This is a genomic window from Leclercia sp. M-A074-M (genome assembly GCF_965195605.1).
Classification (GTDB): domain Bacteria; phylum Pseudomonadota; class Gammaproteobacteria; order Enterobacterales; family Enterobacteriaceae; genus Enterobacter.
On record NZ_CBDAHM010000002.1, the window covers coordinates 598,384 to 619,898 of the forward strand.

18 protein-coding genes are annotated in these 21,515 nt (G+C 54.4%); 12 read left to right on the plus strand and 6 right to left on the minus strand.

Going from position 1 to position 21,515, the window contains the following annotated elements; translation table 11 throughout:
* Positions 1–6: 6 nt before the first annotated feature.
* Positions 7–807 (minus strand): vitamin B12 ABC transporter substrate-binding protein BtuF, encoded by an 801-nt coding sequence (btuF, locus tag ACOKCT_RS06465; RefSeq protein WP_420193290.1) that lies wholly within the window; start codon positions 805–807, stop codon positions 7–9.
* Complete coding sequence (mtnN, locus tag ACOKCT_RS06470) at positions 800–1,498, minus strand: 5'-methylthioadenosine/S-adenosylhomocysteine nucleosidase (protein ID WP_148568694.1); 699 nt, start codon at positions 1,496–1,498, stop codon at positions 800–802. Before mtnN ends, btuF begins: the two co-directional genes overlap by 8 nt.
* A gap of 82 nt (positions 1,499–1,580) precedes the next feature.
* On the opposite strand from mtnN, the gene dgt reads away from it, so the two are divergent.
* The 3 genes from dgt to cdaR all read left to right on the plus strand — a co-directional run bounded on the left by dgt (position 1,581) and on the right by cdaR (position 5,970).
* The gene (gene dgt, locus ACOKCT_RS06475) at positions 1,581–3,095 is read left to right on the plus strand and encodes a dGTPase (protein ID WP_420193291.1); all 1,515 of its coding nucleotides are present in this window, start codon (positions 1,581–1,583) and stop codon (positions 3,093–3,095) included.
* Positions 3,096–3,225: 130 nt separating this feature from the next.
* On the plus strand, positions 3,226–4,653 hold the full coding sequence (gene degP, locus ACOKCT_RS06480; protein ID WP_103178329.1) for a serine endoprotease DegP: 1,428 nt from the start codon (positions 3,226–3,228) through the stop codon (positions 4,651–4,653).
* A gap of 159 nt (positions 4,654–4,812) precedes the next feature.
* Positions 4,813–5,970: a DNA-binding transcriptional regulator CdaR gene (cdaR, locus tag ACOKCT_RS06485; protein WP_103178330.1), complete on the plus strand. Its 1,158-nt coding sequence runs from the start codon at positions 4,813–4,815 to the stop codon at positions 5,968–5,970.
* 91 nt (positions 5,971–6,061) lie between these two features.
* Here cdaR and ACOKCT_RS06490 read toward each other — a convergent pair whose 3' ends face one another.
* From ACOKCT_RS06490 to map, 4 genes are all read right to left on the minus strand, one after another.
* Positions 6,062–6,451 carry a DUF3461 family protein gene (locus tag ACOKCT_RS06490; RefSeq protein WP_032616607.1) on the minus strand — a complete coding sequence of 130 codons (390 nt, stop codon included), beginning with the start codon at positions 6,449–6,451 and terminating at the stop codon, positions 6,062–6,064.
* Positions 6,452–6,562: 111 nt separating this feature from the next.
* Positions 6,563–7,387, minus strand: a complete 825-nt coding sequence (gene dapD, locus ACOKCT_RS06495) for a 2,3,4,5-tetrahydropyridine-2,6-dicarboxylate N-succinyltransferase (protein WP_008501915.1) — start codon at positions 7,385–7,387, stop codon at positions 6,563–6,565.
* A 30-nt stretch (positions 7,388–7,417) separates the two neighbouring features.
* Positions 7,418–10,093, minus strand: a complete 2,676-nt coding sequence (gene glnD, locus ACOKCT_RS06500; protein WP_103181030.1) for a bifunctional uridylyltransferase/uridylyl-removing protein GlnD — start codon at positions 10,091–10,093, stop codon at positions 7,418–7,420.
* 62 nt (positions 10,094–10,155) lie between these two features.
* Complete coding sequence (gene map, locus ACOKCT_RS06505) at positions 10,156–10,950, minus strand: type I methionyl aminopeptidase (RefSeq protein WP_103178331.1); 795 nt, start codon at positions 10,948–10,950, stop codon at positions 10,156–10,158.
* Between the two features lie 321 nt (positions 10,951–11,271).
* On the opposite strand from map, the gene rpsB reads away from it, so the two are divergent.
* From rpsB to bamA, 9 genes are all read left to right on the plus strand, one after another.
* On the plus strand, positions 11,272–11,997 hold the full coding sequence (rpsB, locus tag ACOKCT_RS06510) for a 30S ribosomal protein S2 (RefSeq protein WP_103178332.1): 726 nt from the start codon (positions 11,272–11,274) through the stop codon (positions 11,995–11,997).
* Between the two features lie 117 nt (positions 11,998–12,114).
* A complete protein-coding gene (gene tsf, locus ACOKCT_RS06515; protein WP_103178333.1) occupies positions 12,115–12,966 on the plus strand; it encodes a translation elongation factor Ts in 852 nt (283 codons plus the stop codon).
* Positions 12,967–13,115: 149 nt separating this feature from the next.
* Positions 13,116–13,841, plus strand: a complete 726-nt coding sequence (pyrH, locus tag ACOKCT_RS06520; RefSeq protein WP_032616613.1) for a UMP kinase — start codon at positions 13,116–13,118, stop codon at positions 13,839–13,841.
* Between the two features lie 168 nt (positions 13,842–14,009).
* On the plus strand, positions 14,010–14,567 hold the full coding sequence (gene frr, locus ACOKCT_RS06525; RefSeq protein WP_103178334.1) for a ribosome recycling factor: 558 nt from the start codon (positions 14,010–14,012) through the stop codon (positions 14,565–14,567).
* Positions 14,568–14,659: 92 nt separating this feature from the next.
* Positions 14,660–15,859, plus strand: coding sequence for a 1-deoxy-D-xylulose-5-phosphate reductoisomerase (gene ispC / locus ACOKCT_RS06530; RefSeq protein WP_103178335.1), 1,200 nt, complete (start codon positions 14,660–14,662; stop codon positions 15,857–15,859).
* 185 nt (positions 15,860–16,044) lie between these two features.
* A complete protein-coding gene (gene ispU, locus ACOKCT_RS06535) occupies positions 16,045–16,803 on the plus strand; it encodes a (2E,6E)-farnesyl-diphosphate-specific ditrans,polycis-undecaprenyl-diphosphate synthase (protein WP_103178336.1) in 759 nt (252 codons plus the stop codon).
* A gap of 12 nt (positions 16,804–16,815) precedes the next feature.
* A complete protein-coding gene (cdsA, locus tag ACOKCT_RS06540; protein WP_039030306.1) occupies positions 16,816–17,673 on the plus strand; it encodes a phosphatidate cytidylyltransferase in 858 nt (285 codons plus the stop codon).
* Positions 17,674–17,684: 11 nt separating this feature from the next.
* Positions 17,685–19,037 carry a sigma E protease regulator RseP gene (gene rseP, locus ACOKCT_RS06545; RefSeq protein ID WP_103178338.1) on the plus strand — a complete coding sequence of 451 codons (1,353 nt, stop codon included), beginning with the start codon at positions 17,685–17,687 and terminating at the stop codon, positions 19,035–19,037.
* 29 nt (positions 19,038–19,066) lie between these two features.
* Positions 19,067–21,484 carry an outer membrane protein assembly factor BamA gene (gene bamA, locus ACOKCT_RS06550; RefSeq protein WP_103178339.1) on the plus strand — a complete coding sequence of 806 codons (2,418 nt, stop codon included), beginning with the start codon at positions 19,067–19,069 and terminating at the stop codon, positions 21,482–21,484.
* The last annotated feature ends 31 nt before the right edge of the window (positions 21,485–21,515 follow it).

Below are 21,515 nucleotides of genomic sequence, written 5' to 3' on the forward strand. Positions count from 1 at the left end.
GAGAAATTAGTGGCTCTGCGACAGCGCAGAGCAGAGTTGTTTTGCGGCGAGGATAATACGCGGGCTCGCGCGCTCAAACCAGTCACTGTTCAGCGGAATCACGGGTATTTTTAGCTGACCTTGCCAGTACTGTTCTATTTTAGGAATATCGCCCGCCGAACCGCCCACCACAATCGCCTGAGGCTGGCGCGCCAGTACCTGCTCACGGCTCACCTGGGGCCAGGGAACCCGGCTGGCCGCGAAGATATTTTCTCCGCCACACAGCTCAACAACCTGATGTTGCAAAGAACCCTGGCTGGTGGTGAACAGCGGCTGTTGACCGAACTGAATAAATACCCGCTTTTTCGGCAGTGCGCCGTAGGTGGTCTTTAGGGCGGCAAAATCAGCCATCATCTGCTGCGCGGCCTGTTGCGCCTGTCCTGGTGTCGGGCTCCAGCGGGCGAGATCGCGCAGGGCCCGGGCGATCTGTTCAATGCGGGTGGCATCGATCCACTGCACTTTTATGCCGAGCGAGGTGAGCTGGTTGACCTGACGCTCGGCATTGCCGCCGCGCCAGGCCAGCACCAGATCGGGCTTCAGCGCGACGATGCGTTCAACATTTATGCCTTGCCAGGTGGCGACCTGTTCAATGTTAGCGGCTTCGGGAGGATAGTCGGAATAACTGCTGACCCCGACGGGGGTGATCCCGGCGGCAAACGCCAGTTCGGTATTGGCAGGGGAGAGGGTAATTACACGCGGCGCGGCCAGAAGCCACGCCGGTGTCAGCAGAAGCAGCGCAAGCAGCGCCCTTTTGAGCGGCTTAGCCACGCGCCAGTTTCTGCACCAGCGTCTCAACCATCAGGCTGGACTGTTTGGCAGCAACCACGAGGAACTCGTCGAAGCTCAGGTGGGACTGCTGATCGGCAACGTCGGAGATGGCACGAACCACGACAAACGGCACGCTGAAGTTATGGCAAACGTGCGCGATGGCGGTCGCTTCCATTTCCACGGCGATCGCCTGCGGGAAGTTGTGACGGATTTTCGCCAGGTTCACGGAGCCGTTGATAAAGGCGTCGCCGCTGACAATCAGGCCGCGCACGGCGTTAAGGTTCAGCTCTGCGATGCAACTTTCCGCAGCGGCAACCAGTTTTTCATCGGCCTTAAAGCCTGCCGGGCAGCCCGGAAGCTGGCCATACTCGTAACCAAAGGCGGTCACATCGGCGTCGTGGTAGCGCGCTTCGTCAGAGACCACGATATCGCCCACTTTCAGGGTTGATGCAAGACCGCCCGCAGAGCCGGTGTTAATAATCACGTCTGGCTTGCAGCGCTCCAGCAGCAGGGTGGCGCCCAGCGCGGCGGAAACTTTACCGATACCCGATTTCAGCAGAGCTACTTCAGTTCCGTTCAGCGTGCCAGTGTAAATTTCGCAACCGCCCAGAGAGAGGGTCTGACGGTTCTCAATTTTGTCACGCAGCAGCGTAACTTCTTCTTCCATTGCTCCAATAATACCGATTTTCATAGATTTACTCGCGATGTGCCTTGTTAAGATGCATAGTCTATCATGCGGTTAAGGGGAAACGCATTCTCACGCGGGGGAGCACATGGCACCAATCGATTTTCGCACCAAAATTAACTGGCAGCGTCGCTACCGCTCTCCGCAGGGGAACAAGAGCGAACACGATATCCTGCGGATCTTCGAAAGCGACCGCGGGCGCATCATTAACTCTCCGGCGATCCGTCGGTTACAGCAAAAAACGCAGGTCTTTCCGCTCGAACGCAACGCCGCCGTGCGTACCCGGCTCACCCACTCGCTGGAGGTTCAGCAAGTTGGACGCTACATCGCCAAAGAGATCCTGAGCCGCCTCAAAGAGCAGCGCCTGCTGGCAACCTACGGCCTGGACGAGCTGACGGGGCCGTTCGAAAGCATCGTTGAGATGGCGTGCCTGATGCACGATATCGGTAATCCCCCCTTTGGTCATTTTGGCGAAGCGGCGATCAATGACTGGTTCCGCCAGCGTCTGTACCCTGCCGATGCGGCAAGCCAGCCGCTGAGCGACGATCGCTGCGTGGTGCAGGATTTGCGGCTGCGTGAAGGCGAAGAGGCGCTGAACGCGCTTCGTCGCAAGGTGCGCCAGGATTTGTGTCACTTTGAGGGGAATGCACAGGGCATCCGGATGGTGCACTCCCTGATGCGCATGAACCTCACCTGGGCACAGGTGGGATGCATTCTGAAATATACCCGTCCCGCCTGGTGGCAGGGCGATCCCCCCGCGACGCACAATTATTTGATGAAAAAGCCGGGCTATTATTTCTCTGAAGAGGCGTATATAGAGCGGCTGCGTCAGGAGCTCTCTCTTCCGCAGTATGGTCGTTTTCCATTAACCTGGATTATGGAAGCGGCAGACGATATCTCCTATTGCGTTGCCGATCTGGAAGATGCCGTCGAAAAAAGAATATTCAGCGTCGAGGGGCTTTATCAGCATCTTTATGATGCCTGGGGTAACCATGAAAAAGGTTCATTGTTTTCGCAGGTTGTCGAAAACGCGTGGGAGAAATCACGTTCGAACACCCTCAGCCGCAGCACCGAAGATCAGTTCTTTATGTATTTACGCGTCAATACCCTTAATAAACTGGTGCCCTATGCGGCTGAGCGTTTTATAGACAATATTGAACAGATCTACCGCGGGGAATTTAACCATGCGCTGCTCGAGGATGATAGTGGATTCAGTCAACTCCTTGAGCTCTATAAGAATGTGGCGATGCGGCACGTGTTCAGCCATCCGGATGTCGAGCAGCTGGAATTACAGGGCTATCGCGTGATAACCGGCCTGCTGGAGATCTATCGCCCGCTGCTGCAATTATCGGTGGACGACTTTAGTGAGCTGGTTGAAAAGGAACGGGTACGCCGTTTTCCGATTGAAACCCGGCTATTTCATAAACTTTCGACGCGCCATCGGCTGGCATATGTGGAATCTATCGGTAAATTAAATCGCCAGCAGGCGGACTGGCCGGTGCTGGAGTTTTATTATCGCTGCCGGCTGATTCAGGACTATATCAGCGGAATGACGGACTTGTATGCATGGGATGAATACCGCAAGTTGATGGCGGTGGAATAAAGGGGAGTTTTGTAAAGACGGACAATAAATTTTTACTTTTTCCAGAAACTTAATACCGGAACTAAGCGCAGCAAAACGAATCTGATATACACAGCAATTGTGCGTGACCTGTAAATCGAGATTAAGAAACATGAAAAAAACCACTTTAGCAATGAGTGCACTGGCTCTGAGTTTAGGATTAGCGTTGTCTCCACTGTCTGCTAGCGCAGCGGAGACCGTATCGTCGGCCGCCACTGCACAGCAGATGCCAAGCCTGGCGCCGATGCTGGAAAAAGTGATGCCATCGGTGGTCAGTATCAATGTCGAGGGCAGCACCACCGTCAACACGCCACGCATGCCACGTAACTTCCAGCAGTTCTTCGGCGATAACTCGCCGTTCTGCCAGGACGGTTCACCGTTCCAGAGCTCTCCATTCTGCCAGGGCGATGGCGGCGGTAACGGCGGCGGCCAGCAGCAGAAGTTTATGGCGCTGGGCTCCGGTGTCATCATCGATGCCGCCAAAGGCTACGTCGTCACCAACAACCACGTGGTGGATAACGCCACCAGCATTAAGGTTCAACTGAGCGACGGGCGTAAGCTCGACGCCAAAATCGTCGGGAAAGATCCTCGCTCTGATATCGCCCTGATTCAGATTCAGGATCCGAAAAACCTGACCGCGATTAAGCTCGCCGACTCTGACGCGCTGCGCGTGGGGGATTACACCGTGGCTATCGGTAACCCGTTCGGTCTGGGTGAGACGGTCACCTCTGGTATCGTTTCTGCCCTTGGCCGTAGCGGTCTGAACGCAGAAAACTACGAAAACTTTATCCAGACGGATGCGGCGATTAACCGCGGTAACTCCGGTGGTGCGCTGGTCAACCTGAACGGTGAGTTGATCGGGATTAACACCGCGATCCTCGCCCCGGACGGCGGCAACATCGGCATTGGCTTCGCTATCCCAAGTAACATGGTGAAAAACCTGACGGCGCAAATGGTTGAGTTTGGTCAGGTTAAGCGCGGTGAGCTGGGTATTCTGGGCACCGAGCTGAACTCCGAGCTGGCGAAAGCCATGAAGGTTGATGCCCAGCGCGGTGCCTTTGTCAGCCAGGTCATGCCAAACTCCTCCGCAGCGAAAGCGGGGATCAAGGCCGGTGACGTGATCACCACCCTGAACGGCAAACCGGTAAGCAGCTTCGCGGCACTGCGTGCGGAAGTGGGCTCCATGCCGGTAGGCAGCAAAGTGACCCTGGGTCTGCTGCGTGAAGGTAAACCGGTTAATGTGAACCTGGAACTGCAGCAGAGCAGCCAGAATCAGGTGGATGCCGGCACCATCTTCAGCGGCATCGAAGGTGCGGATATGAGCAACAAAGGCCAGGATAAAGGCGTGTCGGTGGACAACGTTAAAGCCAACAGCCCGGCTGCCCGTATCGGCCTGAAGAAAGGGGATGTGATTATCGGCGCCAACCAGCAGCCGGTTAAGAACATCGCTGAACTGCGCAAAATCCTCGACAGCAAACCGTCGGTACTGGCGCTGAATATCCAGCGTGGCGACACCTCTCTCTATCTGCTGATGCAGTAATCCGTTCAGCCCCTGCTTCCCTACGGAAACAGGGGCTTTTTTCTGCCTTTCTGTGAACCCTTCCACAAGTCCATACTTCTCCCTGTGAGTTTGTGCATTTGCACAATGCGGCACTGATTAATCTTCCTTATGCTTGAGCTCTGCTCAGAGGAGGGCGACATGGCTGGCTGGCATCTTGATACCAAAATGGCGCAGGATATTGTGGCGCGAACAATGCGCATCATCGACACCAATATCAACGTGATGGACGCACGTGGCCGGATCATCGGCAGTGGCGATCGCGAGCGTATTGGGGAATTGCACGAAGGTGCACTGCTGGTGCTCTCCCAGGGGCGCGTGGTGGATATTGATGACGCGGTGGCGCGACATCTGCACGGTGTGCGGCAGGGGATCAACCTGCCGCTGCGCCTTGAGGGCGAAATTGTCGGGGTTATCGGGCTGACCGGTGAGCCGGAATCTTTGCGCAAATATGGCGAGCTGGTCTGTATGACGGCGGAGATGATGCTGGAGCAATCCCGCCTGATGCACCTGCTGGCGCAGGACAGCCGCCTGCGTGAAGAGCTGGTCATGAACCTGATCCAGGCGGAAGAGCATACCCCGGCATTAACGGAGTGGGCTCAACGCCTGGGTATCGACCTTAACCAGCCCCGCGTTGTAGCGGTCATTGAGGTCGATAGCGGGCAGCTGGGCGTCGATAGCGCCATGGTGGAGCTGCAACAGCTGCAGAACGCGCTGGCCACGCCGGAGCGCAATAACCTGGTGGCGATCGTCTCGTTAACGGAAATGGTGGTGCTGAAACCGGCGTTAAACCAGTTTGGCCGCTGGGATGCAGAAGATCATCGTCGCCGCGTGGAGCAGCTGATTGCGCGGATGAAAGAGAACGGGCAGCTGCGTTTTCGTGTGGCATTAGGTAACTATTTTACCGGTCCGGGAAGCATCGCCCGCTCCTGGCGCACGGCCCGAACCACGATGATGGTCGGCAAGCAGCGTATGCCGGAAAGCCGCAGCTATTTTTACCAGGATTTGATGTTGCCGGTGCTCCTCGACAGCCTGCGCGGCGGCTGGCAGGCCAACGAACTGGCGCGTCCGCTGGTGCGTCTGAAAGCGATGGATAACAACGGCCTGCTGCGGCGCACCTTACAGGCATGGTTCCGTCATAACGTACAGCCACTGGCGACCTCAAAAGCGCTCTTTATTCATCGTAATACGCTGGAGTACCGCCTGAACCGGATATCGGAGTTAACGGGGCTGGATCTGGGGAATTTTGACGACCGTCTGTTGCTGTATGTGGCCTTGCAGTTGGACGAGCAGCGGTAATTTTTGCCCGGTGGCGTTGCGCTTACCGGGCCTACAAAACCCGGGAGTAGGCCGGGTAAGGCGAAGCCGCCACCCGGCACACAGGAACGGCTTATTTGTTACGGGTCAGCTTCTCAAGATCCGCTTCGATTTCCGTGATCTTGTGGGCAACCACGCTTTCCAGATGACGCAGGTCATCCAGGATCTTACGCTTCAGATCCACTTCAGTGCGATCGCGCTGGCAAATCTGATCCAGTTCATCGATCACATAGCGCAGATTTGGGCTGATCTCCTGCACCTCTTTGTAACCCTGGCCGATGCCATCGGCAACGACAGTTTTACGCTGGCGCGGGTACTTGAACTTTACACTTTTGGCGAAGAACTCGCCCTTATCCTTGTGAAAATAGATTTTCAGGATATCGTTATTGGCTTCCTGACGGAGGCTGTAACGGTCAATTTCATCAGGATTAGTAATGCCCAGACTTTTCAGATTATCGTACATAGCGGTACCCTTGATCTCAACATAACCCATGAATAATTCACGAAAAAATCTATTTTCGCCACCCTCAGATATAAAAAAAGCGGGGTCGCCCCCGCTTTTTGTTATACCCGATTAATCGATGGTGCGCAGTAGTTCGTTGATACCAACTTTGCCGCGAGTTTTCGCATCGACTTTTTTAACGATCACCGCACAGTACAGGCTGTATTTGCCATCTTTAGAAGGCAGGTTGCCGGATACCACCACGGAGCCCGCCGGAACGCGACCGTAATGCACTTCACCGGTTTCACGATCGTAAATACGGGTGCTCTGGCCGATGTAGACGCCCATGGAGATCACGGAACCTTCTTCTACGATCACGCCTTCAACCACTTCGGAGCGTGCGCCGATGAAGCAGTTGTCTTCGATAATGGTCGGATTAGCCTGCAGCGGCTCAAGAACCCCACCGATACCCACGCCGCCAGAGAGGTGAACGTTTTTACCGATCTGCGCACAGGAGCCAACGGTCGCCCAGGTATCTACCATGGTACCTTCGTCAACGTAAGCACCGATGTTAACGTAAGAAGGCATCAACACGGTGTTGCGGGCAATGAATGCACCCTGACGAACGGCTGCTGGTGGCACCACGCGGAAGCCTTCTTTCTGGAAACGCGCTTCGTCGTAATCGGCGAATTTCATCGGGACTTTATCGAAGTAGCGGCTTTCCGCACCGTCGATAACCTGGTTATCGTTAATACGGAAAGAGAGCAGTACCGCTTTCTTCAGCCACTGGTGAGTGACCCACTGACCGTCGATCTTTTCGGCTACACGCAGCGCGCCGGAATCAAGCAGAGAAATAACCTGATTAACCGCCTCGCGGGTCACGGTATCCACATTTGCCGGAGTAATTTCGGCGCGACGCTCAAAAGCGGACTCAATAACGTTCTGTAACTGCTGCATAGTTCAACTCTTTCCAGGTAAAAAAAAACATCACCCTTTATCGTTTGGATTGAGGGCTGCTGTCAACCGTTGTTGCACTTCCTGTTGCAGGGCATTATTAAGCCCACGACGGTCGGCGGTGGCGATTATAAATAAATCTTCTACTCGCTCGCCAATGGTTGTAATTCTGGCGCCATGCAGCGAAATTCCCAGATCCGCAAAAACCTGCCCGACCCGGGCCAGCAGCCCCGGCTGGTCGAGGGCGATCAGCTCGAGAAACGATTTCCGGTCGGTATGGGTGGGCAGGAAATTGACCTCGGTATCGACGGTAAAGTGGCGCAGTTTTGCCGGTTGCCGACGGGGCTGCGGCGGCTGCCAGCTGCGCTGGGTGATCGCCTGCTCCAGCCCGAAGCGGATCGGCTCGTGACGATCTGCCGACAGCGGACTGCCGTCCGGCTCCAGCACAATAAAGGTATCCATCGCCATGCCGTCGCGGGTGGTGAAAATCTGCGCGTCATGCACGCTGAGGTTACGTCTGTCGAGTTCCGCACAGACGGCGGCGAACAGGTAAGGGCGGTCGGGGCTCCAGATGAAGATCTCTGTTCCCCCACGGGTCGCCTGCGGGCTCAGCAGGATCAGCGGTTTCGTCAGATCGTGCTGCAACAGATGGCGCGCATGCCAGGCCAGCTGGTTTGGGCTGTGGCGCACAAAATAGTTGGCGCGGCAGCGGGCCCAAATCTGATGCAGCGCCTCTTCATTAATATTCTCCATCCGCAGCAGCGCCAGAGCCTGCATCTGATGATGGCGCACGCGTTCGCGCATGTCCGGGGTGCTCTGCATGCCGCGACGCAGCTGTTTCTCGGTGGCGAAATAGAGCTCGCGCAGCAGGCTCTGCTTCCAGCTGTTCCACAGCGTCTCGTTGGTGGCGCAAATATCGGCTACCGTCAGGCAGACCAGGAAGCGCAGGCGATTTTCCGTCTGTACCTCTTCGGCAAACTGTTTGATTACCTCAGGATCCTGAATATCGCGCCGCTGGGCGGTGACCGACATCAGCAGATGATGGCGGACCAGCCAGGCGACCAGCTGGGTTTCGCGCGAATTGAGCCCGTGTAGTTCGGCGAATTTCAGCACGTCCTCCGCACCCAGGATCGAGTGGTCGCCGCCGCGCCCTTTGGCGATATCGTGGAACAGGGCGGCAATCAGGATCAGCTCCGGGTTGGTGAGACGAGGCCAGAGTTCAACGCAGAGTGGGTGACGGCTGCGCACCTCCTCCTGGGCGAAGCTCTCCAGCTTCAGCATCACGCGGATGGTGTGTTCATCAACGGTATAGGCATGGAACAGGTCAAACTGCATCTGGCCGACGATATGCGACCACTGCGGCATATAGGCCCAGAGCACGCTGTGACGGTGCATTGGCAACAGCCCGCGGCTTACCGCACCCGGATGACGCAACATGCTCAGAAAAAGCGACCGCGCTTCCGGAATGTAGCACAGCGGCTGAGTGAGATGGCGGCGGGCATGGCGCAGATGGCGCAGGGTGGTGGAGTAGATCCCGGTGATGGTGCTGTTACGCACCATGGCGTAAAACATCCGCAGGATCGCTTCCGGCTTGCGGATGAACAGCGTCTCGTCACGCAGGTCGATCAGCGTGCCCCGCAGCTGAAACTCATCGTCGATCGGACGCGGTTTTTCATCGGCGGTCAGGGCGAGGATCGCCTCATCAAACAGCTGCAATAGCATCTGATTAAGCTCCCCCACGCGACGGGTAACGCGGAAGAAATCTTTCATCATCTGCTCGACCGGCTCGTTGCCTTCGCCGCTGTAGTGCAGGCGCTGGGCGACGCTTAACTGACGATCGAACAGCAGGCGGTTGTCGTAGCGGGTCACTTCGAGATGCAGGGCAAAACGGATGCGCCACAGCAGGTGCAGGCACTCATTTAGCTCGTTACGCTCCGCTTCGGTGAGAAAACCAAAACCGACCATCTCATCGAGCGAAGTGGCGCCGAAATGGCGACGGGCCACCCACTGCAGGGTATGAATATCGCGCAGGCCGCCGGGGCTGCTTTTGATGTCCGGCTCCAGGTTGTAGCTGGTACCGTGGTAGCGCTGGTGGCGCACCTGCTGTTCATCGACTTTGGCGGCGAAGAACTTCTCCGATGGCCAGAACCCCTCGCTGAAAATATGTTTTTGCAGCTCAAGAAACAGCGCCACGTCGCCAATCAGCAGACGCGATTCAATCAGGTTGGTGGCGACGGTGAGATCGGATAACCCCTCCAGCAGACACTCTTCCAGGGTACGTACGCTGTGGCCGACTTCCAGCTTGACGTCCCACAGCAGGGTCAACAGTTCGCCCACTTTTTGCGCCTGCTCGTCAGGCAGCTTTTTGCGGCTCAGGATCAGCAGATCGATATCCGACAGCGGGTGCAGCTCGCCACGACCATAGCCGCCAACGGCCACCAGCGCGACGTCGGCCAACTGGCCAAAACCGTAATCAATCCACAAACGCTGCAGAAGCTGATCGATAAATTCCGTGCGCGCCTCAATCAGCGCTTCGGCGGAGATCCCGCTGTCAAAGGCCTCGCCCAGCCAGCGCTGGAAAGTGTCGATATGCGCTTTAATACCCGCGCACGTCAGCTCGGCCGTGGGCCATACGCCGGGGTTATCCGGCTGACCAGGAAGGGTGGGGAGTGCCGTATTGGCATACTGTTCGGGTAAAAGGTTACTCATTGCGCGCCACCCATAAGAAAAAACGATAGCCATTAAAAAAGCCGGCATTTGCCGGCTTCTTATCATGCGTCTTGCGAGAGTATCGCCGGGATGGTGTCATCCTTGCGTAACGTCAGAATTTCGCAGCCGTTGTCTGTCACCACAATAGTATGCTCGTACTGGGCAGACAAGCTCCGGTCTTTGGTTTTAACCGTCCAGCCATCCTTCATGGTACGGATGCGGTAATCGCCGGAGTTGACCATCGGCTCGATGGTGAAGGTCATGCCCGCCTGCAGCACCACGCCGCCGTCATCAGCATCATAGTGCAGAACCTGCGGCTCTTCGTGGAAGACCCGGCCAATACCGTGACCGCAGTATTCGCGCACCACAGAGAAACCCTGGGCTTCAACGAATTTCTGAATCGCCGCACCGAGAGTACGCAGGCGAATGCCCGGCTTAACCATCTTCAGCGCCAGATAAAGGCTCTCCTGGGTCACCTTGCACAGGCGCTCACCCAGAATGGTTGGTTTGCCGACGATGAACATCTTAGAGGTGTCACCGTGGTAGTCATCTTTAATGACGGTCACGTCGATGTTAACGATGTCGCCATCTTTCAGCAGTTTTTCGTCATCCGGAATGCCGTGGCACACCACTTCATTAATAGAGATGCAGACGGATTTCGGGAAGCCGTGATAGCCGAGGCAGGCGGAGACCGCATGCTGCTCGTTCACGATATAGTCGTTACAGATGCGATCCAGTTCGCCTGTGCTAACGCCCGGCTTAACGAACGGCTCGATCATTTCCAGCACTTCAGCGGCCAGACGACCGGCGACGCGCATCTTTTCAATTTCTTCAGGTGTCTTAATAGAGATAGCCATGTAATCTGTCCATCGGTGTCGTTTTTTTCGACAATACTAGTCTAAGTGTTGTCAATGGTAACAGTCAGGCGCACATGCTGCCAAACTGAGATTCCTTTACCGCACACACCGCCAACAATTGTTGGTTTCGGGTAGCGATTTGTGATATAAAGCGCGCCGGACTTCCGATCCATTTCAGATACACAGGATGGACGGGAGCGACAAATCTCACTTTGTGTAACAACACACACGTATCGGCACATATTCCGGGGTGCCCTTTGGGGTCGGTAATATGGGATACGTGGAGGCATAACCCCAACTTTTAAATAGAGGTTTTAAAACATGGCAACTGTTTCCATGCGCGACATGCTCAAGGCTGGTGTTCACTTCGGTCACCAGACCCGTTACTGGAACCCGAAAATGAAGCCTTTCATCTTCGGCGCACGTAACAAAGTTCACATCATCAACCTTGAGAAAACTGTACCAATGTTCAACGAAGCCCTGGCTGAGCTGAACAAGATCTCTTCCCGTAAAGGTAAGATTCTGTTCGTTGGTACTAAGCGCGCTGCAAGCGAAGCTGTGAAAGAAGCTGCTAACAGCTGCGACCAGTTCTTCGTGAACCATCGCTGGCTGGGCGGTATGCTGACTAACTGGAAAACCGTTCGTCAGTCCATCAAGCGCCTGAAAGATCTGGAAACCCAGTCTCAGGACGGTACTTTCGAAAAGCTGACCAAAAAAGAAGCGCTGATGCGCACTCGTGAGCTGGACAAGCTGGAAAACAGCCTGGGCGGTATCAAAGACATGGGCGGCCTGCCGGACGCACTGTTCGTTATCGATGCTGACCACGAGCACATCGCAATCAAAGAAGCTAACAACCTGGGTATCCCAGTATTCGCAATCGTTGATACCAACTCCGATCCGGACGGTGTTGACTTCGTTATCCCGGGTAACGACGATGCAATCCGTGCTGTTAGCCTGTACCTGAGCGCTGTAGCTACTACCGTTCGTGAAGGCCGTTCCCAGGATCTGGCTTCTCAGGCGGAAGAAAGCTTCGTAGAAGCTGAATAATAAGGTTCTACCCCTTATTAGTACCGTGTATGAATAGGGGCCCATTACCGGCCCCTTTTTTCAATTTATACTGTTTGGCCGCAGGCCGGGCAGTTCACATCTCCCGAGGATTTTAGAATGGCTGAAATTACCGCATCCCTGGTAAAAGAGCTGCGTGAACGTACTAGCGCAGGCATGATGGAGTGTAAGAAAGCGCTGGTTGAAGCTAACGGCGACATCGAGCTGGCTATCGAAAACATGCGTAAATCCGGTGCGATCAAAGCAGCTAAGAAAGCAGGCAACGTTGCTGCTGACGGCGTGATCAAAACCAAAATCGAAGGCAACTTCGGCGTGATTCTGGAAGTTAACTGCCAGACTGACTTCGTTGCTAAAGATGGTGGTTTCCAGGCATTCGCTGACAAAGTACTGGACGCAGCTGTTGCAGGTAAAGTGACTGATGTTGAAGTCCTGAAAGCACAGTTCGAAGAAGAGCGCGTTGCGCTGGTAGCGAAAATCGGTGAGAACATCAACATCCGCCGTGTTGCTATCCTCGAAGGTGACGTTCTGAACAGCTACCAGCACGGTGCACGTATCGGTGTTCTGGTTGCGGCTAAAGGCGCTGACGAAGAGCTGGTTAAACAGCTGGCAATGCACGTTGCTGCAAGCAAGCCAGAATTCGTTAAGCCAGAAGACGTCTCTGCTGAAGTGGTAGAAAAAGAGTACCAGGTTCAGCTGGACATCGCCATGCAGTCTGGCAAGCCAAAAGAGATCGCAGAGAAAATGGTTGAAGGCCGCATGAAGAAATTCACCGGCGAAGTTTCTCTGACTGGTCAGCCATTCGTTATGGATCCAAGCAAATCTGTTGCGCAGCTGCTGAAAGAGCACAACGCTGACGTAACTGGCTTCATCCGCTTCGAAGTGGGCGAAGGCATCGAGAAAGTTGAGACTGACTTCGCAGCAGAAGTTGCTGCAATGTCCAAGCAGTCTTAATCAGCGAAAAGAAGCCGCCTGAGGGCGGCTTCTTTTTGTGTACGGCAGTGTAATTCAGCCAGACGCCTATAGAGTCTGTGTTGAGATGCGATATATCATGTCGCCAGAATTAACCTCATCTTAATCGTTGACAGTCCCAGGAAAGAAATATGGCTACCAATGCAAAACCTGTTTACAAACGTATTCTGCTTAAGCTGAGTGGCGAAGCGCTGCAGGGGTCGGAAGGCTTCGGTATTGACGCAAGCATCCTTGACCGCATGGCGCAGGAGATCAAAGAACTGGTTGAACTGGGCATCCAGGTTGGCGTAGTCATTGGCGGTGGTAACCTTTTCCGTGGTGCAGGGCTGGCAAAAGCTGGCATGAACCGCGTTGTGGGCGATCACATGGGTATGCTGGCAACGGTCATGAATGGCCTGGCAATGCGTGATGCCCTGCATCGTGCCTATGTGAATGCGCGCCTGATGTCCGCTATTCCTTTGAATGGCGTCTGTGATAACTACAGCTGGGCCGAAGCGATCAGCCTGCTGCGCAATAACCGCGTGGTGATCCTCTCCGCCGGTACGGGTAACCCGTTCTTTACGACCGATTCCGCAGCCTGCCTGCGCGGTATCGAAATCGAAGCCGATGTGGTGCTGAAAGCCACTAAAGTGGATGGCGTGTTTACTGCCGATCCGGCAAAAGATCCTGCGGCGACCATGTACGATCAGCTGACCTATAGCGAAGTACTGGATAAAGAGCTGAAAGTGATGGATCTTGCCGCCTTCACGCTGGCTCGCGACCACAAATTGCCGATTCGTGTCTTCAACATGAATAAGCCTGGCGCGCTGCGTCGCGTTGTAATGGGCGAAAAAGAAGGCACTTTGATCACGGAATAATTTCCGTCGACGATAAATACAGGTAAGATTCCGCTCTACTTTCTATGGGTTTCTTACCTGGACACGCCCCGGGCGTTGTCATGAATTAAACGGGACTATACTTAGCACATCATTAACGGTGGTGCTGGCGGATAGTCTGCCTGAGACAAGTTTTCAAGGATTCGTAACGTGATTAACGACATCAGAAAAGATGCTGAAGTACGCATGGATAAATGCGTCGAAGCGTTCAAAAACCAAATCAGCAAAATTCGTACAGGCCGTGCTTCCCCAAGCCTGCTGGACGGCATCGTGGTGGAATACTACGGCACGCCGACTCCACTGCGTCAGCTGGCTAACGTGACGGTCGAAGATACCCGTACGCTGAAAATCAACGTCTTTGACCGCTCTATGGGCCCGGCCGTTGAGAAAGCGATCATGGCCTCCGATCTGGGTCTGAACCCAAGCTCAGCCGGTACAGACATTCGCGTTCCACTGCCACCGCTGACCGAAGAGCGTCGTAAAGACCTGATCAAAGTGGTACGTGGCGAAGCCGAGCAGGGCCGTGTTTCCGTACGTAACGTTCGCCGTGACGCGAACGATAAAGTGAAGGCGCTGCTGAAAGAGAAAGAGATCAGCGAAGACGACGATCGCCGTTCCCAGGACGACGTTCAGAAACTGACCGACGCCGCTATCAAGAAAATTGACGCGGCGCTGGCAGAAAAAGAAGCAGAACTGATGCAGTTCTGATTTCTGTCGTAATCTGATAAAACGCCGTACAGAAGGCCTTTGGGCTTTGCTGGCGGCGTTTTGCTTTTCTGGTTCACTTTTCCGGGCATCTCATGAAGCAATTAACACTCCTTGGCTCGACCGGCTCAATTGGTTGCAGCACTCTCGATGTTGTTCGCCATAATCCAGACCACTACGCGGTGGCCGCCCTTGTCGCAGGCAAAAACGTTCATCGTATGGTGGAACAGTGTCTGGAGTTCACCCCGCGCTACGCGGTGATGGATGATGAAGCGAGCGCCCGGCAGGTTAAGGCGTTGCTGGCGGAGAAGGGCAGCCGTACCGAGGTGCTGAGCGGGCCAGAGGCCGCCTGTGAAATGGCCGCGCTGGACGACGTCGACCAGGTCATGGCCGCTATCGTCGGCGCGGCGGGGTTACTGCCTACGCTGGCCGCGATCGATGCCGGAAAATCCGTTTTGCTGGCCAATAAAGAGTCGTTGGTAACCTGTGGCCGCCTGTTTATGGACGCCGTGAAGCGCAATGGCGCGCGCCTTTTGCCGGTAGATAGCGAACATAACGCGATTTTTCAGAGTTTACCGCAACCCTTTCAGGAGAACCTGGGGTACGCTGATCTCGAGCAGAATGGCGTCTCTTCTATCCTGCTTACCGGGTCTGGTGGCCCGTTCCGTGACACGCCGCTGTCTGAACTGGTCTCAATGACTCCGGATCAGGCATGCCGTCATCCGAACTGGTCGATGGGGCGTAAAATCTCCGTTGATTCGGCCACCATGATGAATAAAGGTCTGGAATATATTGAAGCCCGCTGGTTATTTAACGCCTCGGCAGCGCAGATGGAAGTGTTGATTCATCCCCAGTCGGTGATCCACTCCATGGTGCGTTATCGTGATGGCAGCGTGATGGCGCAGTTAGGTGAACCTGATATGCGCACGCCTATCGCCCATACGATGGCCTGGCCAAACCGCGTAAGCTCAGGCGTTAAGCCACTCGATTTTTGCAAGCTGAGTGCGCTGACGTTTAGCGCGCCTGATTATCAGCGTTATCCATGTCTGAAGCTGGCAATGGAGGCCTTCGAGCAGGGGCAAGCGGCGACGACCGCACTTAACGCGGCGAACGAAATCGCTGTCGCCGCCTTCCTCGAAAAGCAGATCCGCTTTACGGATATCGCTGCGCTGAATCTGTCTGTGCTTGAGGCGATGGATCTACGCGAACCGCAAAGTGTGGATGACGTATTGACCGTCGACGCGAAAGCGAGGCTCACGGCGCAAAAAGCGGTGACGCACCTCGCAAGCTGGTGATAATCCACCCGCAGGTGGTCTTGCTATTTGTTAGCGTTGGGCTTCAGTGATATAGTCTGCGCCACCTGATTGCGGGTAGTTGACGTTCTGTGGTCAGGTAAGCCGTGGTATGACACGGCTTTTTTACGTAAAGGCTTCAGTATTCCTGAGTACCGTTAAATCCTTTCAGGGACCAAAAACGCGTTATGTTGTCTGCGAACCAACCAATAAGCGAAAACTTGCCGGCTCATGGCTGTCGTCATGTAGCAATCATCATGGATGGCAATGGCCGCTGGGCGAAAAGACAAGGGAAGATCCGAGCCTTTGGGCATAAAGCTGGGGCGAAATCTGTGCGCCGCGCGGTTTCTTTTGCCGCCAATAACGGCATTGACGCGTTAACGCTCTATGCTTTCAGCAGTGAAAACTGGAATCGACCTGCGCAGGAAGTTAGCGCGTTGATGGAATTGTTCGTGTGGGCGCTAGACAGCGAAGTAAAAAGCCTGCACCGCCACAACGTTCGCCTGCGTATTATCGGCGATACCAGTCGTTTTAACTCACGTCTGCAGGAACGCATTCGTAAAGCGGAGGCGTTGACCGGGCAAAATACCGGCTTAACGCTTAATATCGCTGCGAATTATGGCGGACGTTGGGATATTGTCCAGGGTGTGCGGCATTTGGCTGAACAGGTTCAGGAAGGGCTTTTAAGGCCGGACCAGATTGATGAAGAGGCGCTGAGCAAGCAAATCTGCATGAGTGAACTGACACCCGTGGATTTAGTAATTAGGACAGGGGGAGAACATCGCATCAGTAACTTTTTGCTGTGGCAAATTGCCTATGCCGAACTTTACTTTACAGATGTTCTTTGGCCCGATTTTGATGAACAAGACTTTGAAGGTGCGCTGCATGCCTTTGCCAATCGAGAGCGTCGTTTCGGTGGTACCGAGCCTGGTGGCGAAAACGCCTGATGGGGGTAGCTTTTGCTGAAGTATCGCCTGATTTCTGCGTTTGTTTTAATACCTGTTGTCATCGCGGCGCTGTTTTTACTGCCTCCGGTGGGATTTGCGATTGTCACACTGGTCGTTTGCATGCTGGCGGCGTGGGAATGGGGACAGCTTAGCGGCTTTACCTCGCGTTCCCAGCGGGTATGGCTGGCGGTGCTGTGCGGCCTGATGCTGGCGCTGATGCTCTTCATGCTGCCAGAGTACCATCACAATATCCATCAACCGATCATTGCAGGTTCGCTCTGGCTTTCGCTGGGATGGTGGCTGGCAGCGTTGCTGCTGGTGCTCTTCTATCCGGGCTCGGCCTCGCTGTGGCGTAACTCGAAAGTGCTGCGCCTCTGCTTTGGGCTATTTACCATCGTTCCTTTCTTCTGGGGAATGCTTGCCCTGCGCACCTGGCACTATGACGATAACCCATACAGCGGCGCGTTATGGCTGCTTTATGTCATGATTCTCGTCTGGGGGGCTGACTCTGGCGCCTATATGTTTGGTAAACTGTTTGGCAAACATAAGCTGGCCCCGAAAGTCTCTCCGGGTAAAACCTGGCAGGGCTTTATCGGTGGTCTGTTTACGGCGGCGATTATCTCCTGGGGTTACGGCGTATGGGCCAACCTCGAGGTCGCACCGGCAACATTATTGGTCTGTTCAATTGTCGCAGCGCTGGCTTCCGTGCTGGGTGATTTGACCGAGAGTATGTTTAAGCGTGAAGCAGGGATCAAAGACAGTGGCAATCTCATTCCAGGGCACGGTGGTATCCTGGATCGCATAGACAGCCTGACGGCGGCAGTACCCGTGTTTGCCTGCCTGTTTTTGCTGGTGTTTGGGACGATTTAACGGAAGGTTTTATGCTTAGCATTCTCTGGAATCTGGCGGCATTCATTGTTGCACTGGGTGTACTTATCACGGTGCATGAATTTGGCCATTTCTGGGTTGCTCGGCGCTGTGGCGTGCGTGTTGAGCGCTTTTCCATTGGCTTTGGTAAAGCGCTCTGGCGTCGTACCGATCGCCACGGCACAGAATTTGTTATTGCCCTCATCCCCTTAGGCGGCTACGTCAAGATGCTGGATGAACGCGTAGAGTCGGTTGCTCCTGAAATGCGCCACTACGCGTTCAACAACAAAACTGTTGGTCAGCGCGCCGCTATCATTGCTGCCGGTCCGGTTGCAAATTTCATCTTTGCCGTCTTTGCTTACTGGCTGGTGTTTATTATCGGTGTCCCTGGCGTTCGTCCGGTTGTTGGTGAAATTACACCCAACTCCATCGCGGCAAGCGCGCAAATTAATCCGGGGATGGAACTTAAAGCAATTGATGGCATCGAAACCCCTGACTGGGATGCCGTTCGGTTACAACTGGTCGCCAAAATTGGCGATGAGAGAACCACCGTCAGCGTGTCATCTTTCGGTTCAGAGCAACGTCAGAATAAAATTCTGGATTTGCGCCACTGGACCTTTGAGCCGGACAAGGAAGATCCTGTTGCGGCATTAGGTATCCGGCCGCGCAGCGCGCAGATTGAACCGGTACTGGCTGAAGTCCAGGCTGATTCAGCAGCGCGTAAAGCAGGTTTGCAAGCTGGCGACAGGATCGTTAAAGTCGATGGTCAGCCTTTAACGCAATGGATGACCTTTGTTACTCTGGTGCGTGATAATCCAGGAACGCCGCTGGCGCTGGAGATAGAAAGGCAGGGGAGTCCGCTCTCCTTAACGTTGATTCCGGATACCAAGCCGGGCGGCGGAAAGGCTGAAGGGTTCGCAGGCGTGGTGCCTAAAGTGATCCCGCTGCCTGATGAGTACAAGACAATACGCCAGTATGGGCCGTTCAGCGCCATCCTTGAAGCCACGGATAAAACATGGCAATTGATGAAGCTGACCGTGCAGATGCTGGGGAAATTGATTACCGGTGATGTAAAACTGAACAACCTCAGTGGGCCGATCTCGATCGCTCAGGGGGCTGGGATGTCAGCAGAGTTCGGGGTGATTTACTATCTGATGTTTCTTGCGCTCATTAGCGTGAACCTCGGGATAATCAACCTGTTCCCACTTCCCGTTTTAGACGGGGGCCATCTGCTGTTTTTAGCGATAGAGAAGCTAAAAGGCGGGCCGGTATCCGAGCGAGTTCAAGACTTTAGTTATCGCATTGGTTCGATTTTACTGGTGCTGTTAATGGGGCTTGCACTTTTCAATGATTTCTCTCGGTTGTAAGAGAGTGTTAGGAAGAACGCATAATAACGATGGCGATGAAAAAGTTGCTCATAGCGTCGCTGCTGTTTAGCAGCGCGACCGTATACGGTGCTGACGGGTTCGTAGTGAGAGATATTCATTTCGAAGGCCTTCAGCGAGTCGCCGTTGGTGCGGCCCTCCTCAGTATGCCAGTGCGCCCAGGCGACACGGTTAATGATGAAGACATTAGTAATACCATTCGCGCCCTGTTTGCCACTGGCAACTTTGAGGACGTTCGCGTTTTGCGCGATGGTGATACGCTACTGGTTCAGGTGAAAGAGCGCCCGACAATTGCGAGCATCACCTTCTCCGGCAACAAGTCGGTGAAAGACGATATGCTCAAGCAGAACCTTGAGGCCTCTGGCGTTCGCGTTGGCGAATCCCTGGATCGCACCACCCTCTCTGATATTGAGAAAGGGCTGGAAGATTTCTACTACAGCGTCGGTAAATACAGCGCCAGCGTGAAAGCGGTTGTCACGCCGCTGCCGCGTAACCGTGTCGATCTGAAACTGGTCTTCCAGGAAGGTGTTTCCGCGAAGATTCAGCAGATCAACATCGTTGGTAACCATGCATTCAGCACCGATGAACTGATCTCAACGTTCCAGCTGCGTGATGAAGTGCCGTGGTGGAACGTTGTTGGCGACCGTAAGTATCAGAAACAGAAACTGGCGGGCGATCTCGAAACCCTGCGCAGCTACTACCTGGATCGCGGTTACGCCCGTTTCAACATTGACTCGACCCAGGTCAGTCTGACTCCGGACAAGAAAGGCATCTACATTACCGTTAACATCACTGAAGGCGATAAGTATACGCTTTCGGGCGTTGAAGTAAGCGGTAACCTCGCGGGCCATTCTGCAGAGATTGAGAGCCTGACCAAACTGCAGCCGGGTGAACTCTATAGCGGTTCCAAAGTCACCAAAATGGAAGATGGCATTAAAAAGCTGCTCGGCCGTTATGGTTACGCTTACCCGCGCGTTCAGACCCAGCCTGAAATCAACGATGCGGATAAAACCGTTAAGCTGCACGTCAACGTCGATGCGGGTAACCGTTTCTACGTGCGTAAGATCCGCTTTGAGGGTAACGATACCTCCAAAGATTCTGTCCTGCGCCGCGAAATGCGCCAGATGGAAGGGGCGTGGCTGGGCAGCGACCTGGTTGATCAGGGTAAAGAGCGTCTGAACCGTCTGGGTTACTTCGAAACGGTGGATACCGACACCCAGCGTGTGCCAGGTAAACCGGATCAGGTTGATGTCGTTTACAAGGTTAAAGAGCGTAACACCGGTAGCTTTAACTTTGGTGTCGGTTACGGCACAGAAAGTGGCGTTAGCTTCCAGGTGGGTGTACAGCAGGATAACTGGTTAGGTACGGGCTACTCCGTGGGTATCAACGGTACCAAGAACGACTACCAGACTTACTCTGAGCTCTCCGTGACTAACCCTTACTTCACCGTTGATGGTGTGAGTCTGGGCGGCCGTATCTTCTATAACGACTTTAAAGCGGATGATGCGGACCTGTCTTCGTATACCAACAAAAGCTACGGCGTTGATGGTACGCTCGGTTTCCCGGTTAACGAATATAACACCCTGCGTGCGGGCTTAGGTTACGTCCATAACGACCTGTCGAACATGCAACCGCAGGTGGCAATGTGGCGTTATCTGGACTCTATCGGACAGTCTGCCAGCACCTCGAATGATGATAACGGTTTTGCCGCAGATGACTTCACCTTCAACTATGGCTGGACGTACAACCGCCTCGACCGTGGTTTCTTCCCGACCGAAGGTTCGCGCGTCAACCTGAACGGTAAAGTGACCATTCCGGGCTCGGATAACGAGTTCTACAAGGTTACGCTGGATACCGCCTCCTACTTCCCGATCGATGAAGACCATAAATGGGTGGTTCTGGGTCGTACACGCTGGGGCTACGGCGATGGTTTAGGTGGCAAAGAGCTGCCATTCTATGAAAACTTCTATGCGGGTGGCTCAAGTACCGTACGTGGCTTCCAGTCCAATAACATTGGTCCGAAAGCAGCCTACTACGGCGGTAACGACGAAGATAACTGCGATAAGTCTTCATCAAGCGAAGTATGTAGCTCCGACGATGCAGTAGGCGGTAACGCCATGGGTGTTGCCAGCCTGGAGTTTATTACCCCTACGCCGTTTATCAGCGATAAGTATGCCAACTCCGTTCGTACCTCCTTCTTCGTGGATGCGGGTACCGTATGGGATACTAACTGGGAAAATACCAGTGCGACCAGGGCTGCAGGTATTCCGGACTACAGCGATCCGAGCAATATTCGTATGTCTGCGGGTCTCGCACTACAATGGATGTCACCGCTGGGGCCGTTGGTCTTCTCTTACGCCCAGCCGTTTAAGAAATATGATGGAGACAAGGCGGAGCAGTTCCAGTTTAACATTGGTAAAACCTGGTAATTGTCCGTCGCAAAGGAATGCGTTGGCAGTG

Excerpts from the sequence above, each read along its gene's own strand:
- mtnN (WP_148568694.1), bottom strand. The coding sequence starts at position 1,498 with ATGAAAATCGGTATTATTGGAGCAATGGAAGAAGAAGTTACGCTGCTG.
- dgt (WP_420193291.1), top strand. The coding sequence starts at position 1,581 with ATGGCACCAATCGATTTTCGCACCAAAATTAACTGGCAGCGTCGCTAC.
- degP (WP_103178329.1), top strand. The coding sequence starts at position 3,226 with ATGAAAAAAACCACTTTAGCAATGAGTGCACTGGCTCTGAGTTTAGGA.
- cdaR (WP_103178330.1), top strand. The coding sequence starts at position 4,813 with ATGGCTGGCTGGCATCTTGATACCAAAATGGCGCAGGATATTGTGGCG.
- ACOKCT_RS06490 (WP_032616607.1), bottom strand. The coding sequence starts at position 6,451 with ATGTACGATAATCTGAAAAGTCTGGGCATTACTAATCCTGATGAAATT.
- dapD (WP_008501915.1), bottom strand. The coding sequence starts at position 7,387 with ATGCAGCAGTTACAGAACGTTATTGAGTCCGCTTTTGAGCGTCGCGCC.
- glnD (WP_103181030.1), bottom strand. The coding sequence starts at position 10,093 with ATGAGTAACCTTTTACCCGAACAGTATGCCAATACGGCACTCCCCACC.
- map (WP_103178331.1), bottom strand. The coding sequence starts at position 10,950 with ATGGCTATCTCTATTAAGACACCTGAAGAAATTGAAAAGATGCGCGTC.
- rpsB (WP_103178332.1), top strand. The coding sequence starts at position 11,272 with ATGGCAACTGTTTCCATGCGCGACATGCTCAAGGCTGGTGTTCACTTC.
- tsf (WP_103178333.1), top strand. The coding sequence starts at position 12,115 with ATGGCTGAAATTACCGCATCCCTGGTAAAAGAGCTGCGTGAACGTACT.
- pyrH (WP_032616613.1), top strand. The coding sequence starts at position 13,116 with ATGGCTACCAATGCAAAACCTGTTTACAAACGTATTCTGCTTAAGCTG.
- ispC (WP_103178335.1), top strand. The coding sequence starts at position 14,660 with ATGAAGCAATTAACACTCCTTGGCTCGACCGGCTCAATTGGTTGCAGC.
- ispU (WP_103178336.1), top strand. The coding sequence starts at position 16,045 with ATGTTGTCTGCGAACCAACCAATAAGCGAAAACTTGCCGGCTCATGGC.
- rseP (WP_103178338.1), top strand. The coding sequence starts at position 17,685 with ATGCTTAGCATTCTCTGGAATCTGGCGGCATTCATTGTTGCACTGGGT.
- bamA (WP_103178339.1), top strand. The coding sequence starts at position 19,067 with ATGGCGATGAAAAAGTTGCTCATAGCGTCGCTGCTGTTTAGCAGCGCG.